Source organism: Ruegeria sp. YTSA219 (assembly GCF_059609985.1).
Genome location: NZ_JBXWMT010000001.1, coordinates 512714 through 530218, shown reverse-complemented (window position 1 = coordinate 530218; position 17505 = coordinate 512714). Strand labels below are relative to the sequence as shown.

General features: G+C 55.2%; 17 protein-coding genes. 10 read left to right on the top strand and 7 right to left on the bottom strand.

The window, feature by feature from the left end; translation table 11 throughout:
- Positions 1-7 precede the first annotated feature (7 nt).
- From guaB to AC2FFB_RS02680, 3 genes are all read left to right on the top strand, one after another.
- Positions 8-1456 carry an IMP dehydrogenase gene (gene guaB / locus AC2FFB_RS02690; protein WP_496675678.1) on the top strand — a complete coding sequence of 483 codons (1449 nt, stop codon included), beginning with the start codon at positions 8-10 and terminating at the stop codon, positions 1454-1456.
- 78 nt (positions 1457-1534) lie between these two features.
- The gene (locus AC2FFB_RS02685) at positions 1535-2692 is read left to right on the top strand and encodes an RsmB/NOP family class I SAM-dependent RNA methyltransferase (RefSeq protein WP_496874468.1); all 1158 of its coding nucleotides are present in this window, start codon (positions 1535-1537) and stop codon (positions 2690-2692) included.
- 106 nt (positions 2693-2798) lie between these two features.
- On the top strand, positions 2799-5090 hold the full coding sequence (locus AC2FFB_RS02680) for a hybrid sensor histidine kinase/response regulator (RefSeq protein ID WP_496874467.1): 2292 nt from the start codon (positions 2799-2801) through the stop codon (positions 5088-5090).
- A gap of 4 nt (positions 5091-5094) precedes the next feature.
- On the opposite strand, the gene AC2FFB_RS02675 is transcribed toward AC2FFB_RS02680, so the two are convergent.
- Positions 5095-5688, bottom strand: a complete 594-nt coding sequence (locus AC2FFB_RS02675; RefSeq protein WP_496874466.1) for a sulfotransferase family 2 domain-containing protein — start codon at positions 5686-5688, stop codon at positions 5095-5097.
- 192 nt (positions 5689-5880) lie between these two features.
- Between AC2FFB_RS02675 and recA the strand changes: the two genes are divergently transcribed.
- The 4 genes from recA to AC2FFB_RS02655 all read left to right on the top strand — a co-directional run bounded on the left by recA (position 5881) and on the right by AC2FFB_RS02655 (position 11076).
- The gene (gene recA, locus AC2FFB_RS02670) at positions 5881-6945 is read left to right on the top strand and encodes a recombinase RecA (RefSeq protein ID WP_142633714.1); all 1065 of its coding nucleotides are present in this window, start codon (positions 5881-5883) and stop codon (positions 6943-6945) included.
- Between the two features lie 175 nt (positions 6946-7120).
- Complete coding sequence (gene alaS / locus AC2FFB_RS02665) at positions 7121-9793, top strand: alanine--tRNA ligase (protein ID WP_496874465.1); 2673 nt, start codon at positions 7121-7123, stop codon at positions 9791-9793.
- A gap of 4 nt (positions 9794-9797) precedes the next feature.
- Entirely contained in the window at positions 9798-10085 is a 288-nt protein-coding gene (locus tag AC2FFB_RS02660) for a DUF1330 domain-containing protein (RefSeq protein WP_281972077.1), read from the top strand.
- Positions 10086-10401: 316 nt separating this feature from the next.
- Positions 10402-11076, top strand: coding sequence for a transglutaminase-like cysteine peptidase (locus AC2FFB_RS02655; protein WP_281972078.1), 675 nt, complete (start codon positions 10402-10404; stop codon positions 11074-11076).
- Between the two features lie 79 nt (positions 11077-11155).
- Here the strand turns inward: AC2FFB_RS02655 and AC2FFB_RS02650 are convergent, their stop codons facing one another.
- Positions 11156-11818 (bottom strand): hypothetical protein, encoded by a 663-nt coding sequence (locus AC2FFB_RS02650; protein ID WP_496874464.1) that lies wholly within the window; start codon positions 11816-11818, stop codon positions 11156-11158.
- Between AC2FFB_RS02650 and AC2FFB_RS02645 the strand changes: the two genes are divergently transcribed.
- Positions 11817-11987, top strand: coding sequence for a hypothetical protein (locus tag AC2FFB_RS02645; RefSeq protein ID WP_185956608.1), 171 nt, complete (start codon positions 11817-11819; stop codon positions 11985-11987). The genes AC2FFB_RS02650 and AC2FFB_RS02645 overlap by 2 nt on opposite strands.
- A 190-nt stretch (positions 11988-12177) precedes the next feature.
- Here AC2FFB_RS02645 and typA read toward each other — a convergent pair whose 3' ends face one another.
- Together typA and AC2FFB_RS02635 are read right to left on the bottom strand one after the other, a co-directional pair.
- Positions 12178-13995 (bottom strand): translational GTPase TypA, encoded by a 1818-nt coding sequence (typA, locus tag AC2FFB_RS02640; RefSeq protein WP_271947178.1) that lies wholly within the window; start codon positions 13993-13995, stop codon positions 12178-12180.
- A gap of 76 nt (positions 13996-14071) precedes the next feature.
- Positions 14072-14407, bottom strand: a complete 336-nt coding sequence (locus AC2FFB_RS02635; RefSeq protein ID WP_142633723.1) for a DMT family transporter — start codon at positions 14405-14407, stop codon at positions 14072-14074.
- Between the two features lie 174 nt (positions 14408-14581).
- Here AC2FFB_RS02635 and AC2FFB_RS02630 point away from each other — a divergent pair, with 174 nt between their 5' ends.
- Positions 14582-14713 (top strand): hypothetical protein, encoded by a 132-nt coding sequence (locus AC2FFB_RS02630; protein ID WP_282027394.1) that lies wholly within the window; start codon positions 14582-14584, stop codon positions 14711-14713.
- A gap of 54 nt (positions 14714-14767) precedes the next feature.
- On the opposite strand, the gene AC2FFB_RS02625 is transcribed toward AC2FFB_RS02630, so the two are convergent.
- From AC2FFB_RS02625 to AC2FFB_RS02615, 3 genes are read right to left on the bottom strand one after another with little or no spacing between them, the layout of a single operon-like run.
- Positions 14768-15925 (bottom strand): HD domain-containing protein, encoded by a 1158-nt coding sequence (locus AC2FFB_RS02625; RefSeq protein ID WP_496874463.1) that lies wholly within the window; start codon positions 15923-15925, stop codon positions 14768-14770.
- Positions 15922-16167 (bottom strand): hypothetical protein, encoded by a 246-nt coding sequence (locus AC2FFB_RS02620; RefSeq protein ID WP_142633727.1) that lies wholly within the window; start codon positions 16165-16167, stop codon positions 15922-15924. Before AC2FFB_RS02620 ends, AC2FFB_RS02625 begins: the two co-directional genes overlap by 4 nt.
- A complete protein-coding gene (locus tag AC2FFB_RS02615; protein ID WP_142633729.1) occupies positions 16167-16820 on the bottom strand; it encodes an alpha/beta hydrolase in 654 nt (217 codons plus the stop codon). The genes AC2FFB_RS02620 and AC2FFB_RS02615 overlap by 1 nt, the downstream gene beginning before the upstream one ends.
- A 178-nt stretch (positions 16821-16998) precedes the next feature.
- Between AC2FFB_RS02615 and iscR the strand changes: the two genes are divergently transcribed.
- A complete protein-coding gene (gene iscR / locus AC2FFB_RS02610; protein WP_142633731.1) occupies positions 16999-17457 on the top strand; it encodes a Fe-S cluster assembly transcriptional regulator IscR in 459 nt (152 codons plus the stop codon).
- Positions 17458-17505 lie beyond the last annotated feature (48 nt).

The window sequence follows — 17505 nt, the reverse complement described above, 5'->3', positions numbered from 1 at the left end:
TTAACAGATGCAGATTCGTGAGGCACTCACCTTTGACGACGTTCTTCTGGTTCCGGGCGCATCTTCTGTGCTGCCGGCCACGGCGGATACGACCACGCGCGTGACGCGGGAAATCACCATGAACATCCCACTGCTCAGCTCGGCGATGGACACGGTGACCGAGGCGCGCATGGCCATCGCCATGGCGCAGGCGGGCGGCATCGGCGTGGTTCACAAGAACCTGACGGTGGATGAACAGGCCCGCGAAGTGCGCCGGGTCAAACGGTTTGAATCCGGTATTGTTTACAACCCGGTGACACTGCGGGTGGATCAGACGCTGGCGGACGCCAACGCGTTGGTGCAGCGTTATAACTTCACCGGCTTTCCCGTGGTGGACGAAGAAGGCCGCGTGGTCGGTATTCTGACCAACCGTGATATGCGTTTTGCGACCTCGGATGATACGCCGGTTCACGCGATGATGACCTCGGACAATCTGGCGATGCTTCAGGAACCCGCCGATCTGGAAGAGGCCAAAAGCCTGATGCGCGCGCGTCGGATCGAAAAGCTTCTGGTTGTGGACGGGGCGGGCAAGCTGACGGGTCTGCTGACTTTGAAAGATACCGAACAGGCGGTGCTGAACCCAACGGCCTGCAAGGATCGGCTGGGCCGGTTGCGAGTCGCGGCAGCGACGTCGGTTGGTGACTCTGGTTTCGAACGATCCGAACAACTGGTGGATTCCGGTGTCGACATTATCGTTGTAGACACCGCTCATGGGCATTCTCAAGGGGTGCTGGACGCGGTGAAGCGGGTCAAGACCCTGTCGAACGAGGTGCAGATCATTGCCGGTAACGTCGCCACTGGGGACGCAACCAAGGCGCTGATCGACGCAGGCGCGGATGCCATCAAGGTGGGGATAGGGCCGGGTTCGATCTGTACTACGCGGATGGTTGCCGGTGTGGGCGTGCCGCAGCTGACTGCGATCATGGATTGCGCCGCGGCCGCCGGCGATGTGCCGGTTATCGCAGATGGTGGTATCAAATTCTCGGGCGATTTTGCCAAGGCGATTGCTGCGGGTGCGTCCTGTGCCATGGTTGGCTCAATGATCGCCGGAACAGATGAAAGCCCGGGCGAAGTGATCCTGTATCAGGGCCGGTCGTTCAAATCTTATCGCGGCATGGGCAGCCTAGGCGCGATGGCACGTGGCTCTGCGGATCGCTATTTCCAGAAGGATGCCGCCAGCGACAAGCTGGTGCCCGAAGGGATCGAAGGGCAGGTGCCTTACAAGGGCTCGGCCAGCGCGGTTGTGCATCAACTGGTCGGCGGCCTGCGCGCAGCCATGGGCTATACCGGCTGCGCCACGGTCGAAGAGATGCGAAAGAACTGCAACTTCGTCAGAATCACAGGGGCTGGCCTGAAGGAGAGCCATGTGCATGACGTGCAAATCACACGCGAAAGCCCGAATTATCGAGTGATGTAAATTGCCGGAACCTGAACTGCGGCGCCCCGGCGAGGGCGCCGCTTTGCGTTTTTGCCCTGCACCATATCGGAGAATAAAATGACCCCCGCCGCACGTGTTCAGGCCTCCATCGAAATTCTTGATCAGATTCTTTCGGGTGCCCCGGTCGAAAAGGCCCTGACCGGTTGGGCGCGGCGCAGCCGTTTCGCCGGTTCCAAAGACAGGGCTGCTATTCGCGACCATGTGTTTGGTGCTTTGCGGTGCAAAAGGTCATTTGCAGCGGCAGGTGGGACGGAAACCGGTAGGGGGTTGATGATTGGCGCGATGCGCATGCAAGAAGTCGATCTGGATCAGATATTCAATGGCGAAGGGTACGCACCAGCCAGTTTGGAAGAACACGAACAGGCTAAACCATGTGAATCCGACGCCCAGAAATACGACATACCGGAATGGCTTTGGCCAACCTTTCAAGAGTCTTTGGGTGATTTGACCCTTCCAGTGGCCGAGGCATTGCGAGCTCGGGCCCCGGTTCATTTGCGGGTCAATCTGATTAAGTCGAGTGTCGATCAGGCGGTCTCGGTCTTGCTGGCGGACGGCATCCAAGCGAGGCCACATCCCGCTTGTTCGACCGCACTCGAAGTTGTCGAGGGCGAGCGGAAAATCTCAGGAAGCCGCGCCTATACTGATGGGTTGGTCGAACTGCAGGATGCGGCGAGCCAGGCCGTAGTTGAATCATTGGACCTAAACCCCGGAATGCGGGTTCTGGACTATTGTTCCGGTGGTGGCGGCAAAGCCTTGGCCTTGGCCGCGCATCACGGTGTAGATGTTTTCTCGCATGACGTTAATGCGGCGCGAATGCGTGATTTGCCCGCCCGGGCCGAAAGAGCGGGTGCACAGATAACGCTCCTGACCAATGACGAGATCTCTGCGCAGGCACCATTCGACATTGTGCTGACGGATGCCCCCTGTTCAGGCAGCGGATCCTGGCGTCGCGCCCCGGCGGGAAAATGGTCTCTTACACAAGATGGACTGAACCGGCTTACGGAAACGCAGCGGACGATCCTTGATGATGTCGCGCCTTTGGTGGGGCCAGCGGGTGTTCTTGCATATGCAACCTGTTCCATGCTCGAGGTCGAAAACGGTGCAGTGGTCGATGCGTTCGTGGCGGCGCACTCCGAATGGACCGAGAAGTTTCGCAAAACGTGGTATGTATCACACGGTACTGACGGGTTTTTCACGTCACACTTGACGCGGTAGTCGGCGGACAAATAGCAACCTAAAGGAGAATTGCTCACTTTGTTGGTTAAGTGGGCGTTAATCCTTTTGCGTTGGGTTACACCTAGCCCGGCAAGTTGAGTATTTAATGTCCGATACCGCAGATTTCTATTCTGACCCAAAGTTACGAAATACACCAAGTGGTTTGCGTCTAGCACCATTGGTTGCGCTAGGGGTGTTGCTCTCACTGCTGCCGCTGGCAGGAATCATTCCCCAAGCCTGGAATCTCGGCCTTGTGGTGGCAGGTGTGTCTTTGCTTGCTGCATCACTGTTGGTCGTGGTGAGGGCGCTGATTTCCGACGACTCGGTACGTCGTGAGCTTAGGGTTATGGAGGTTTTTGCCGAAGAAGAGCTGTACCCCTGCGCGATTGCCAATGCACAGGGTGATGTTCTGATTTGCAATTCTCATGCCCGGGCTCAGCTCCATGTTTTTCCCGGCAACCGGCTGGATGAAGGTCTAAAGTCTATTTTTGCGAACCCGTCGGCAATTTTGCTGCGCCTACAGTCTTTGGCCGAGATCCATGGCCGTGCAAGAGAAGACGTTGTCACTTTGGAGACAACCGTACCGATTTCTGTTCTCGGTGTTGGGAATAATTTTTTCTTTTGGCGGCTTCATCTGGATGGAACAGGTCAGTGGGATGCTGTGCCTGTGCCCATTTTGACCGAAGGCAGAAACGGAGCATTGCTGCGGATCAACGGGGCGGCGGAACAAATCCTGGGGCAACGACCCGACAACCTTGCACAGGTTCTGACTGGCGCGCAGCCCGAATTGGGTGAGGTTGTGCAGGTACAGACGGCACAGGGGCCAATTCCGGCTACGATGGCCGAACTGTCTCGGTCGGGAACCACGCGCGATCTGCTTGTTCTACCGCTTGATCGTGCACAGGAAAGTGGAATTGGCGCGTCATTTGTGGATCTTCCGGTCCCGGTAATGACCCTTTCTCCCGACGGGAGCATCCTTGAGGCCAACAGACTGGCAACGCGTCTTGTCGGAAACATAGAGCCCGGAGAATCCAATGTTGTGCATATCATGCATGGTCTGGGGTATCCGGTTCTGGATTGGCTGACGCAGGCTTCAAATGAGGGCGCCGTTCCACGGTCTGAATTCCTGAGGCTGACACGGGAAGACCGCGAGATATTCGTACAGGTCACATTGAAACGTGTGCTGAGCGAGGGAGAAGTCAGGCTGATTGCGGTTCTGAATGATGCTACCGAACTCAAGACTTTAGAGGCGCAATTTGTGCAGGGACAAAAAATGCAGGCCGTTGGCCAACTGGCTGGGGGTGTAGCGCATGATTTCAACAATTTGCTAACGGCGATTTCCGGACATTGCGATCTTCTGCTTTTGCGGCACGACCAGAATGACCCTGACTACGGGGATCTTGTACAAATCAATCAGAACGCAAACCGTGCTGCAGCTTTGGTGAGCCAACTGCTGGCCTTTTCGCGCAAACAGACTTTGCAGCCGGAAATCCTGGATCTCAGAGATACGATCTCAGACCTTATTCATCTGCTAAATCGTCTGGTCGGAGAAAAGATTAAGCTGACACTCAGCCACGATCCCGTTCTGAAAGCGGTTCGTGCGGATAAACGCCAGCTAGAGCAGGTGTTGATGAATCTTGTCGTAAATGCCCGCGATGCAATGCCTGAAGGTGGTGAGGTCAGGATCGAAACCGAAGTGGTCGTGCTGACAGAACGCTTCACAAGGGATCGCGCTACGGTACAACCTGGTGAATACGTCACCGTCAAAGTCATTGATAGCGGTACGGGGATTGCCCCCGATAAGCTACAGAAAGTGTTCGAGCCTTTCTTTACAACCAAACGCACGGGTGAGGGGACAGGTTTGGGCCTGTCGACTGTCTACGGAATTGTAAAGCAAACCGGCGGTTTTATTTTTGTCGACAGCATTCAGGGGAGAGGGACCGAGTTTATTGTGTACCTGCCGGTTTCAACCGCCCCCAAAAAAACCGAGGCAGCGCCTGCGCAATCCCCTGAGAATCCAACGGTTCGCCAGGGTGAGGGTGTCGTGCTGCTGGTCGAAGACGAAGCCCCGGTTCGGGCCTTTGCGACCCGCGCACTGAGGTTGAAAGGCTACACTGTGCTCGAGGCCGATTCGGGAGAAGAGGCTCTGAGGCTTCTCGAAGATGGCACATTGAATGTTGACGCATTCGTCACCGATGTGGTCATGCCCGGATTGGATGGTCCGACCTGGGTTCGTATGGCTAAGCAGAACAGGCCAGATGTCCGGGTCATATTCATGTCTGGATACACAGAGGGTGCGTTTGGCGATTCCGGACCAGAGATTTCCGATTCAACTTTCCTGCCCAAACCATTTTCACTAAACCAACTGACCGAAGCTGTTTTTCAGCAGATCAATTAGGGTTTCAAAGTGCCGAGGCGTGGCAATCGAATTCCGCGGAGTGTGTGTTGCGGAACTTGGTCAATGTCTCTGCGCCCAGTGTTAGGTCTCGTGTGGGTGACACGTTTTCGCGTTGCAGCCGGATATCCATATTCAAGCGGTTTTGCAGGAAATCGAGAATTTTGTCCTGGTTTTCATATTTGAAGACATGGGTGGCGCCACGCCCGTTGTTGCGGGTGCGAAAAAATTGGCTCTGACTGCCGACATCGGCAAATTCAGGTCGGGGTGTGCGCATATAGGCCTGGATGAAATCATCAAAGCTCAGGTCATGTGTTGAATGCGGGTGGTCAAGACGCTCTTGGCGGCCGCGAAACCTGTACCAACTGCCCAGCCAATCGACCGGTTCACGAACAACCGCCATGATTTCCATCTCAGTATCGTACATTTTACGGAAAATGTTCTGGAAAAACCGATCATACCGGCGGATAGGTGCGTGTTTCAGATCTGGCGGATCGGTGACAACCAGATCGGCACGGTCCCGCAAAGCCGTATGATAAGCGGTGCTGCCGGTTTTTGGGACAGCCAGAAACGCAAGGCGTTCTTCATAAAAAACAAGCATTTATTCGTCCATCGGCAGTAATTATCTCCAGCTCAGATTGGCGTAAACGACTCTTTAATACAATTACAGAACAGTAAGTAATGTAAGTTTTAGTTGAAATGTTCTCTTTTTGGTCCCATAAGGAACAAGAGGCGAACAAAGCAGCGATTGCCGCCCGTTCAAGGGTGTGACAAAAGGGAAGGCGACAGGACAATGGCGGATCTTCTGACGATGAGCGACAAGAAAAACGCAGATAAGCAAAAGGCGCTCGACAGCGCGCTGGCACAGATCGAACGGCAGTTCGGCAAAGGCTCGATCATGAAGCTGGGCGAGGATTCCAAGCAGGACATCGACGCCAGTTCGACCGGATCGTTGGGTCTGGATATCGCTCTGGGAATCGGCGGCCTGCCGATGGGCCGGATCGTTGAAATCTATGGCCCGGAAAGTTCAGGCAAAACTACGCTGACACTGCACTGCATCGCAGAACAGCAGAAACATGGCGGTGTATGCGCATTTGTCGATGCGGAACATGCCTTGGACCCGCAATATGCGCGCAAACTGGGCGTCGATCTGGACGAGTTGCTGATTTCGCAACCTGACACTGGCGAACAGGCGCTTGAGATTACCGATACGCTGGTCCGTTCGGGCGCGGTGAACATGGTCGTGGTTGACTCGGTCGCGGCGCTGACGCCGAAATCTGAACTCGAAGGCGATATGGGCGACAGCAGCGTTGGTGTGCAGGCCCGGCTGATGAGCCAGGCAATGCGTAAACTGACGGGTTCGATCAGCCGCTCGAACTGTATGGTGATCTTCATCAACCAAATCCGGATGAAAATCGGCGTGATGTTCGGCAGCCCGGAAACCACCACCGGTGGTAACGCCCTGAAATTCTACAGCTCGGTCCGTTTGGATATTCGTCGGATCGGTGCGATCAAGGACCGGGATGAGGTTGTTGGCAACCAGACCCGTGTGAAGGTCGTTAAAAACAAAGTGGCACCGCCCTTCAAGCAAGTTGAATTCGACATCATGTATGGCGAAGGCATCAGTAAAATGGGCGAGCTGCTGGATCTGGGCGTCAAGGCCGGTGTGGTCGAGAAGTCGGGCTCATGGTTCAGCTATGGTGATGAGCGGATCGGGCAGGGGCGTGAGAATGCCAAGCAGTATTTGCGCGACAACAACCGCATCGCGTTTGAGATCGAGGACAAGATTCGCGCGGCACATGGGCTGGAATTCGATGTGCCGCCCGGCGCGGAAGAGGATGATATCCTCGAGGCATAAGTGGTTCGGGAAGAAAGCGATTTTCGCTGCTCTTTCCTAAGAACGAACCATATTCCGAACAAAGCGGTCCGTCGGGGCCGCCTTGTTCCGTTCTGCGACGCTCGCCTGTGGACTATCCCGGGGGAGGCGGATAAACCCTTTTTGAAACAAACTGATCGCGCGCCGAGAGAGCCCTATGTCAACGTTGAACGAAATCCGATCGACCTTTTTGAACTACTTTGCCAAACAGGGGCACGAAGTAGTGGCATCCAGTCCCCTGGTGCCACGCAACGACCCGACATTGATGTTCGTCAACTCGGGTATGGTGCAGTTCAAAAACCTGTTCACCGGGGTCGAAACCCGTGACTATCAGCGCGCGACGACAGCACAGAAATGTGTTCGGGCCGGTGGCAAGCACAACGACTTGGACAATGTCGGCTATACTGCGCGTCACCACACATTCTTTGAGATGTTGGGCAATTTTTCGTTCGGCGATTACTTCAAGCCCGAAGCAATTCCATTCGCATGGGAATTGATCACCAAAGAATTCGGGGTCGATAAAAACCGCCTTCTGACAACGGTTTACCACACCGATGACGAAGCGTTCGAGATGTGGAAGAAGGTGGGCGTTCCCGAAGATCGGATCATCCGTATCGCAACCAGTGACAATTTCTGGCAGATGGGTCCGACCGGCCCGTGCGGTCCCTGCACCGAGATTTTCTACGACCACGGGGATCATATCTGGGGCGGCCCTCCGGGTTCACCTGAGGAAGACGGTGATCGGTTCATCGAGATCTGGAACATCGTTTTCATGCAGAACGAACAGTTCGAAGACGGCTCGATGGTCGAGCTCGACATGCAGTCAATCGACACCGGGATGGGGCTGGAGCGGATTGGTGCCCTGTTGCAAGGAAGCCATGACAATTACGACACCGATCTGTTCAAGACCCTAATCGAGGCCTCGGCGAGTGCCACCAATGTTGATCCTTATGGGGATCAGAACGTACATCACCGCGTGATTGCGGATCACCTGCGGTCGACCTCGTTCCTGATTGCAGACGGGGTAATGCCCAGCAATGACGGGCGCGGCTATGTGCTGCGGCGGATCATGCGTCGTGCGATGCGGCATGCACATCTGTTGGGTGCGAAGGATCCGGTGATGTATCAGCTGGTACCGACATTGGTCCAACTGATGGGTGCCCAGTACACCGAACTTGGTCAGGCTCAGTCGCTGATCGAAGAGACGCTGTTGCTGGAAGAAACCCGCTTTAAGCAAACATTGGATCGCGGCCTGAAGTTGTTGGATGACGAGGTCTCTGACCTGCCAGAGGGTGCGGCACTGTCTGGAGAAGCCGCTTTCAAGCTGTATGATACATATGGTTTTCCGCTTGATCTGACGCAGGATGCACTGCGTGAAAAGGGCCGGACGGTTGATACCGACGGGTTTGATACGGCGATGGCCGAGCAAAAGGCCAAGGCACGCGCTGCCTGGGCTGGATCGGGGGAAGCAACGGATCAAGCCGTTTGGTTTGACGTTCTGGATATTGCGGGCGCTACGGATTTTCTTGGATACGATACAGAAAAGGCTGAAGGACAGGTCGCGGCAATGGTCGTGGATGGCGCTTTGGTCGACAAGATCGAGACAGGTTGTTCCGGCTGGGTCGTTGTGAACCAAACCCCGTTTTATGGTGAATCCGGTGGTCAGATAGGCGACACCGGCGAAATTCGTCGTCTGGAAGAGCGTGATGATGTCGCGCGGGTCGAGGACACCCGGAAATTTGCGGATGGCAAAATCTATGCGCATCGGGTCAGGGTCGATCACGGTACCTTGTCCAAGGGAGACGCAGTTGAGCTTGAGGTAGACCATGTTCGCCGCACCGCCATCCGGGCCAACCATTCGGCCACACATTTGCTGCACGAAGCATTGCGGGAAACATTGGGTGACCACGTTGCGCAGCGTGGTTCTTTGAATGCGGCTGACCGGCTGCGGTTCGACTTTAGCCACGCGAAGGCGATGAGCCCCGAGGAAATTCGGCAAGTTGAACGCTCGGTCAACGCTTTCATCCGCCAGAACTCGACCGTCGAGACCCGGATCATGACACCGGATGATGCCCGGGAACTGGGTGCGCAGGCCCTTTTCGGTGAGAAATATGGCGACGAAGTTCGCGTGGTTTCGATGGGCAAAGCGCCAACCGGCAAAGGCCAGGATGGTGAGACCTGGTCGATCGAACTGTGTGGTGGAACGCATGTTCGCCAGACCGGTGATATTGGCGCGCTTGTTGTATTGGGGGATAGCGCCAGCAGTGCCGGTGTCCGGCGGATCGAAGCGCTTACCGGTGACGAAGCCATGGTTTACCTGACCGACCAGGACCAACGTTTGGGGCAGATCGCATCTGAACTGAAAGCGCAACCGGATGACGTTGTATCTCGTGTCAAAGCTCTGTTGGATGAACGTAAATCCCTTCAAAATGAAGTTGCGCAGCTGCGCCGCGATCTCGCGATGGCTGGTGGTTCGGGGCAGGGCGGTAGCGCTGAGGCCAAAACGGTAAACGGTATCTCGTTCCTGGCTCAGTCCCTTACTGGCGTGTCTGGCAAGGACTTACCCACGCTGATCGACGAACACAAAAGCCGACTTGGATCGGGTGCTGTGTTGCTGATAGCGGATACGGGCGGCAAAGCAGCCGTCGCGGCCGGTGTCACAGCTGATCTGACGGATGCAATCTCGGCCGTGGATCTGGTTCGGGCGGCGGTTGCTGAACTTGGTGGAAAAGGTGGCGGTGGACGCCCTGACATGGCGCAAGGTGGTGGCAAGGACGCTTCGAATGCTGATGCCGCGATCAAAGCTGCAGAGAATATTCTTGGAGGTTAACAAAATGTCCGCACTTTGGATTGCACATGTCAGTGTTACTGACGCCGAATCCTATGGAAAATATGCCGAGCTCGCCGGGCCAGCGATTGCCAAACACGGTGGTGCGTTTATCGCGCGTGCCGCGCGATACGTGCAGTTGGAAGGCAAAGAACGGCCGCGCAATGTTGTCGCCAAATTCCCCTCATTGGAAGCCGCTGTTGAGTGCTATAATTCGGCGGAGTACCAGCAAGCTCTCGATCACGCACGGGGCGCAAGTGAGCGGGAATTGGTGGTCGTAGAGATCACAGATTAGAATCACCCCGTGCGATCAGGGATTTAATACCCCTGGCAGCTCATTCATTGGGCGGTTTTCAGCCAAAATATAGCCGCCCAATTATGACGTTGCGGCAAGCGTCGACCTGAAGTCCCATAAATTTTTTATTTACAAGTAGTTAGCGGGTCTTGATGTCGGGCCTGCCAAGGGGGTCGTGTTTCGAATGTGGCGAGCAGCGCCAGATTCTTACCCAAAAATGCCATTTTCAATGACGGAATTCCGCCTCTTTTAGTTGCAAGATTTGAGACAGATTGCACAATTAGGCGTGTTTACCGATAGTTTCGGAAAACGGAATATGGTCCTGTTTTGCGGCAATCGCAGGGAAAACACGGATCGAGGGACAGGCATGGCGACCATGGGTACGGAATTTAGGGCCGTTAATGCGCGGATCTGGACTGGTTTTGGTAGAACTTTAGGAATCCTCGCATTGGCGTTGGGGTCCTCGGTTATGGCACCAGATGCGCAAGCGCGGGAAGGCAACTTCATCCGCACAGTCGCATCTTCGCCCCCGCCGTCTGGAGCGCGGCAACTGTGCCGTCAATACTCTTGGGCATGTTCCAGCAAGGCTTCGAATTCAATGTCGAGCCAGCAAGAGATGCAGATCATCAAAAAGGTCAACCGGCAGGTAAACGCAACCACCCGCTCGGTTACTGACCAAGCCCAATATAGAACACGGGAACGTTGGGCACTGCCGACTTCGCGCGGTGGGGATTGCGAAGACTTTGCTCTGTTGAAGAAAAGGGATCTTATCCGTGCGGGCGTCGATCCGAGCAAACTTTTGATCGCAACTGTACTGGATACGCAGCGAAATTCTCATGCGGTTTTGGTTTATCGCTCGGCCAGTGGCGATCTGGTTCTGGATAACTTGACCAACCGCATCAAACCCTGGTCGGCGACGCGATATCTGTTTCTGCGGATGCAGGACCCTCGGCGGCCCAGTAAATGGGTCGGGGTCTTCGGCAGAAGCTGAGGAAAGCTAATCTCAGCTGGTTAGAATGCAAAAATGGCGAAGCTGTTGCTTCGCCATTTTCTGTAGTGCCTAAATCTGCTTACTTGGGGTTGCCCGGATTGTTGGTACCGTTCGGGTTCTGAGATTGGCCGCCTGGATTGGTTCCGTCGCTATGGCCAGAACGGTTGCCCTTGGGTCCACCGTCACCACCTTCGCCGCCGTCACCACCGTCGCCACCTTCGCCGCCGTCACCACCTTCGCCGCCGTCGCCGCCGTCGCCGCCGTCGCCACCTTCGCCGCCTTCGCCGCCGTCGCCACCTTCGCCGCCGTCGCCACCTTCGCCGCCGTCGCCACCTTCGCCGCCGTCGCCACCTTCGCCGCCGTCACCACCGTCGCCGCCGTCACCACCGTCGTCATCATCGTTGCCGTCACCATTGCCGCCACCGCCGCCGCGGGTATCACCGCCGCCGCCGCCACCGCCGCCGCCGGTACCACCGCCGCCGCCACCGCCGCCGCCGGAACCACCACCGCCATTTTCATCAGCAGCGCCGTCTCCTGATCGTTGCTCATTTCCGAGAATAGATGCGGTTGGAAAGTCAGTCAGAACTGCTGCAAAAGCTGGGCAACTCTCCAATGTACGGGACAAGATGTCCTCGAAATCTGAGCGTCGCTGCAAATAGCGCAGCATCCGGGCGTCTACGACAGAACATGCACAAAGCGTTTCAGTCGATACCGACTGTTTGGCTGTTCGTATTGTACACATGTCTGAAGCTGAAGCGGATACAGCTGAAATAACTGGGAATGTTGCTGAAACAAATACTATTGAAAGTAAGCGAGACTTAATGCGCATGGCGCTACTCCTTGATACTCATTACTCAAAACTTGGCAGGCAAACAGGTGCCATACTTTGGACACAAATACATCCCTTTTGAGCCAGAATTACAAGTTTCCTAAAATTGTGAATGTTAAAAGTGAAACAACTTAAAGAGGAAAGTGTAGGTAAAACAAAAAGAAGGCCCGCTTTGAGAGCGAGCCTTCCAGGATGGGCCTTAATACGCGTGTGCGCAAATATGTCACGATTGTGTTATTGTTTCCAATCTGTGAACTGCATCACTGCAATGATCAGGCAGATCTTGCCATACGCTTGCGCTCGTGCGGATCCAGAAAGCGTTTGCGCAGACGGATTGCGTTCGGGGTCACTTCGACAAGTTCGTCATCGTCGATATAGGCGATCGCCTCTTCCAACGAGAACTGAATATGGGGTGTCAGGCGCACAGCGTCATCCGATCCGCTGGCCCGGACGTTGGTCAGCTTTTTCCCCTTCAGCGGGTTAACCTCAAGATCGTTGTCGCGCGAATGCTCGCCGATAACCATACCCTGATATACATCGGTCTGAGGGCCAACAAACATGCGGCCACGCTCTTCGAGGTTCCAAAGGGCATAGGCAACTGCTTGTCCGTTCTCCATCGAGATCAGAACGCCTGCGCGGCGGCCCGGAATTTGTCCTTTATGCGGTGCCCAGTCGTGGAACACACGGTTCAAAACGCCAGTACCGCGTGTATCTGTCAGGAATTCACCGTGATAACCGATCAACCCGCGTGACGGCACATGGGCGATGATGCGGGTTTTGCCTGTACCAGCAGGCCGCATCTCGGCCAGTTCACCTTTGCGGACACCTGTTATCTTTTCAATGACCGAGCCGGAATACTCGTCGTCCACGTCAATGGTGACTTCTTCGATGGGCTCCAGGCGCTGACCGTCTTCTTCGCGGAACAGGACCTGTGGGCGAGAGATACTCAGCTCGAACCCTTCGCGGCGCATGTTTTCGATCAGAACACCCATCTGCAATTCGCCGCGTCCCGCAACTTCGAAGGCCTCACCGCCCGGAGTGTCGGTAATGCGAATGGCGACGTTTGATTCTGCTTCTTTCATCAAACGGTCGCGAATGACACGGGACTGAACCTTTTTACCGTCTCGGCCGGCAAGGGGCGAATCGTTGATACCAAAGGTCACTGTGATGGTCGGCGGGTCGATCGGCTGCGCAGGCAGAGCGTCTTCGACTTGTGGGGCAACAAGCGAATCTGCCACGGTCGCTTTGCTCATACCTGCGATGGTGACGATATCGCCCGCCTCGGCCACATCAATGGGTTGCTGCCCCAAACCGCGGAAAGCCAGGATTTTAGAGGCGCGAAAGTTCTCGATAAGTGTTCCGTCCCGGCTGAGCGCCTTGAGGGTGTCACCTGCCTTGAGCGTACCACTTTCGACACGGCCAGTCAGAATGCGGCCGATGAACGGGTCGCTGCCCAGTGTCGTGGCAAGCATCCGGAAGGGTTCGTCCTTGCGTTCGATCTGTTTGGGAGCAGGGACGTGGTCAACGATCAGGTCGAACAGTGCTGACAGATCCTTGCGGGGTCCTTCCAGCTCCATATCTGCCCAGCCCGACCGGCCTGAGGCGTACATTGAAGGGAAATCAAGCTGATCGTCATCCGCACCGAGGTTTGCGAACAGATCAAAGCATTCGTCCAGCGCACGGTCTGGTTCGGCGTCGGGTTTGTCGACTTTGTTCAGCACCACAATCGGACGCAGACCCAGCGCCAGCGCCTTGGAGGTCACGAATTTGGTCTGCGGCATAGGACCTTCGGCAGCATCGACCAGCAGGACAACGCCGTCGACCATGCTGAGGATGCGTTCAACCTCGCCGCCGAAATCGGCGTGGCCCGGCGTGTCGACAATATTGATCCGCGTGCCTTTCCACTCCACCGAAGTGGCCTTTGCAAGGATGGTGATACCACGCTCACGCTCGAGGTCATTGCTGTCCATGGCGCGTTCTGCGACAGCCTGATTTTCCCGGAACGCACCGGATTGTTTTAGCAGCTCATCGACCAGCGTTGTTTTGCCGTGGTCCACGTGAGCGATGATTGCGATATTGCGCAGGTCCATGAGAGGTCAGCCTTTGAACGGGAAGTTGACGCGCGCATAACGCGGCTCGGCGAAATATGCCAGCCCTAACCGATCGTCAGTGTCCTGCTGTACCGGAAAAGAGGTGTATGATTAGTATTCCACCCAAAATCATGCTGAGTCCAGCTATCCCGGGTAAATCCAACCTCTGACCAAAGACAATGAAACCGATGATGGCAATCAGCACGATTCCAAGACCGGACCAGATCGCATAGACGATACCAACCGGCATGTATTTGAGCGTGAGGGCCATCAGATAAAAGGCAATTCCATAGCCAACAACCACAAGCACTGACGGCCAGAACCGGCTGAATTGCTGGCTGGCCTGAAGTGCAGTTGTACCAATCGTTTCGGCAACAACTGCCAACAGCAGTAGAAGATATGCTTTGGGCACGGGGGTCTCGCATTCAATAAGGTTGCATTGGGTTGAGCACGAAATGACCGATACCCGCAAGCGATAGCAGGTGTTTACTGGCATCCATCAGGGGTCAGGATTACCCGACTATGTGGATTTTCGGCAATGTGATACTTTGTCCGCGTTTTATCGTGTTTTTTTATGAGTATCGCCATGACGAAATTTGCAAAATACGTCATCGCTCTTTCGGCACTTATTGTTGCGCTTGGGTGGCTTGCTGGCGGGGGGTCCGTCGAAACAAAAGCAGCCCGAAATGTTGAGCGATTGATTGGTGCATCGGTTTAAGCGACTGCCGAATACAGGAAAAAGGGGTGTTATGCTCCTTTTTCCGCTGTGTTTTCAGCTTTCTGCAGTCTCAGAAAAGTAACCCCGAAGCAACGGATCCAGCCATGCCCACAGAGCTGGTGCACCGGGAATAATCACCGTGCCGACACGGCTGTGGATTTGTTCGTATGTGACGTTGTAATCAATCCAGGTACCGCCTCCTGTCTCGAGGTTGCCAACCGGGGTTTGGAAGCGATCAATCGCTTTGGCGAAACAGGCATCGGGGCTTTCGGCCTGTTCAAACTCCTGCCAGATCGACATGAATTCTTGATTTTGGACCTCTGGGAGCATTCCAAACAACCTTTGCGCCGCAGCAAGTTCCTCGGCGGCTTGTGCCGCGTGGTCGACCTGCCCATGAATTGGGTGATCACCGGCGCCAATTTCAACAATGTCGTGCAGCAAAAGCATCCTGAGGGCGCGGTTTACAGAAACGGAAGGGGCTGCATATTCGGACAGGACCCAGGCAAAAAGCATGATGTGCCAGGAATGTTCGGCTGAATTCTCAAACCGGCCATCATAGAGCAGACGAGATGCGCGCTGAACCGATTTGAGTTGGTCAGTTTCGGACAAGAAACCCAAACGCAAAGAAAGCTCGGAGGTTTCGAGTTTGCCTCCATTCAGCAGCGCTTGGGCAAGATTATATGCGTCCGGGAAAGCTTGTTGCAGATAGGCAGCGCGACCACGTTTTAGGTTGTCATTCACGACAGCTAAATGCTCTGGGTTTGGCCGTTCTGCACACAGCACCTGAAACATCGGTTGCGACCGATCCAGAATCTTGGCGAATTTCGCGTCCGGCGTGGCGTCGGCTTCGAATTCTTGCCAAAGAGCAAGAAACGTCGTGGCCTGATCCGCAGGCAGCATGCCAAACAGCTCTTCAGCAGCTGTTTGTTCCGCCAATTCCAGTGCTTTCCAATCTGTTTTCAGGTGAATCGGGTGATCGCCTACGATGATTTCGACCAGATCATGCAGCAATAGCATTTTGATAACGCGGTCGATATTCACGTCTGGCCCGGCAACCGGTTCCAAAACCAGGGCCCAAAGCGCCAGTTGCCAACTATGCTCAGCCGCGTTCTCTGGGCGAGACTGATCCAACAAGGCGTTGGCACGATTGACAGATTTCAGCCTGTCCGCGCGTTTAAGAAAGTCGATTTGCGCGGACAGTCTTTGCGTCATTGTTTTTCTATAGCTTTCAGTTTTGACCGATGTTCGGTCAATTTCTCGACGACAAACTTGCGGGCCTTACGTTCGGCCATCCGGACACGGATCTCGGTCAGGAATGCTTCTTCCAATGTTTGTGAGGACGCCCCGATCACTTCGCCAACTTCCATGAAGAAGCGGTCGTTTCCGGTTTCGTCCATCACTTTCATTGTGTCTTCGGCCAGCTTGGAAGCAAGTCTGATGATCGTGTCGGACATTAGCGCGTGTTCTCTGTCAGCCGCCGTTTCACATAGTCACTTACGTCAGTGATCAGCGTATCCATGTGGCGATCCTGAAAGAAGTGGTCAGCACCCTCAACTTCGTTATGGGTGATTGTGATGCCCTTCTGTTCATGCAGCTTGTTAACCAAAGCAGTGGTGTCTGCAGGCGGGGCCACCCGATCAGAGGATCCGTTGATAATCAGACCCGAAGAGGGGCAGGGCGCCAGGAACGAGAAATCATACATGTTGGCTGGCGGAGAAACGCTGATGAAACCGGTTATCTCAGGGCGGCGCATAAGCAGTTGCATCCCGATCCAGGCTCCGAACGAGAACCCTGCGACCCAGCAGTGTTTCGAATTGTTGTTCATCGACTGCAGGTAGTCCAGTGCCGATGCCGCATCACTCAGCTCGCCTACGCCCTGGTCATATTCGCCCTGGCTGCGGCCAACACCGCGAAAGTTGAACCGCAACACAGTGAAACCCATGTTGTAGAACGCATAGTGCAGATTATAGACCACCTTATTGTTCATGGTCCCGCCAAATTGAGGATGCGGGTGCAACACGATGGCGATCGGTGCGTCTTTTTCCTTTTGCGGGTGGTAGCGGCCTTCCAGGCGGCCTTCGGGTCCGGGAAAAATCACCTCGGGCATGTGTGCATAGGTCCTGTCTTTTTCTTCTGGGTGTCCGGAAATACTTGACGATAATCGTCGGACACCTTAGAACGGTTCTAATTGTGATAGTCGGCGCAAGGGCGCTGTCAGTCGGAGATACGCACTGGCAGCGGCGGCGTCAATGATTTCGCGCGTTAACTGCCATAAGGGAATGAGAATGAAGCTTTCGACCAAGGGTCGTTACGCGATGGTGGCCTTGGCTGATATCGCTCTTCAGTCTTCTGACGGACTGGTAACGCTGAGCGAAATTTCCGAACGGCAGGACATCTCGTTGCCTTATCTTGAACAGCTGTTCGTAAAGCTGCGCCGGGCCGAGCTTGTCTCGTCAGTGCGCGGTCCGGGCGGAGGTTATCGGTTGGCGCGCCCTGCGTCGGAAATCCGTGTAGTCGAAATTCTGTCCGCCGTCGACGAAACTGTAGACGCGTTGAAAAAAGGGGCAGGGGCTTCGGGGGCCTCATCGGGCAGTCGTGCGCAATCGCTGACCAACCGATTGTGGGAAGGGCTGAGTGCCCATGTTTATGTGTTTCTGCATCAAACGCGGCTTTCTGATGTGATCAGGAACGACTTGGCGCCCTGTCCGGCTGTTCCTAATCTGTTTGCGGTCGTGGACGAGTAAGATGAATTTGCTTTGTCCAAGTCCCTTTGGTTGCCAAAAGGTGCATCC

What these genes read in the sequence shown, in the direction of transcription:
- guaB (WP_496675678.1), top strand. Translation starts at nt 8, where the DNA reads ATGCAGATTCGTGAGGCACTCACCTTTGACGACGTTCTTCTGGTTCCG.
- AC2FFB_RS02685 (WP_496874468.1), top strand. Translation starts at nt 1,535, where the DNA reads ATGACCCCCGCCGCACGTGTTCAGGCCTCCATCGAAATTCTTGATCAG.
- AC2FFB_RS02680 (WP_496874467.1), top strand. Translation starts at nt 2,799, where the DNA reads ATGTCCGATACCGCAGATTTCTATTCTGACCCAAAGTTACGAAATACA.
- AC2FFB_RS02675 (WP_496874466.1), bottom strand. Translation starts at nt 5,688, where the DNA reads ATGCTTGTTTTTTATGAAGAACGCCTTGCGTTTCTGGCTGTCCCAAAA.
- recA (WP_142633714.1), top strand. Translation starts at nt 5,881, where the DNA reads ATGGCGGATCTTCTGACGATGAGCGACAAGAAAAACGCAGATAAGCAA.
- alaS (WP_496874465.1), top strand. Translation starts at nt 7,121, where the DNA reads ATGTCAACGTTGAACGAAATCCGATCGACCTTTTTGAACTACTTTGCC.
- AC2FFB_RS02660 (WP_281972077.1), top strand. Translation starts at nt 9,798, where the DNA reads ATGTCCGCACTTTGGATTGCACATGTCAGTGTTACTGACGCCGAATCC.
- AC2FFB_RS02655 (WP_281972078.1), top strand. Translation starts at nt 10,402, where the DNA reads ATGGTCCTGTTTTGCGGCAATCGCAGGGAAAACACGGATCGAGGGACA.
- AC2FFB_RS02645 (WP_185956608.1), top strand. Translation starts at nt 11,817, where the DNA reads ATGTCTGAAGCTGAAGCGGATACAGCTGAAATAACTGGGAATGTTGCT.
- AC2FFB_RS02650 (WP_496874464.1), bottom strand. Translation starts at nt 11,818, where the DNA reads ATGTGTACAATACGAACAGCCAAACAGTCGGTATCGACTGAAACGCTT.
- typA (WP_271947178.1), bottom strand. Translation starts at nt 13,995, where the DNA reads ATGGACCTGCGCAATATCGCAATCATCGCTCACGTGGACCACGGCAAA.
- AC2FFB_RS02630 (WP_282027394.1), top strand. Translation starts at nt 14,582, where the DNA reads ATGACGAAATTTGCAAAATACGTCATCGCTCTTTCGGCACTTATTGTT.
- AC2FFB_RS02625 (WP_496874463.1), bottom strand. Translation starts at nt 15,925, where the DNA reads ATGACGCAAAGACTGTCCGCGCAAATCGACTTTCTTAAACGCGCGGAC.
- AC2FFB_RS02620 (WP_142633727.1), bottom strand. Translation starts at nt 16,167, where the DNA reads ATGTCCGACACGATCATCAGACTTGCTTCCAAGCTGGCCGAAGACACA.
- AC2FFB_RS02615 (WP_142633729.1), bottom strand. Translation starts at nt 16,820, where the DNA reads ATGCCCGAGGTGATTTTTCCCGGACCCGAAGGCCGCCTGGAAGGCCGC.
- iscR (WP_142633731.1), top strand. Translation starts at nt 16,999, where the DNA reads ATGAAGCTTTCGACCAAGGGTCGTTACGCGATGGTGGCCTTGGCTGAT.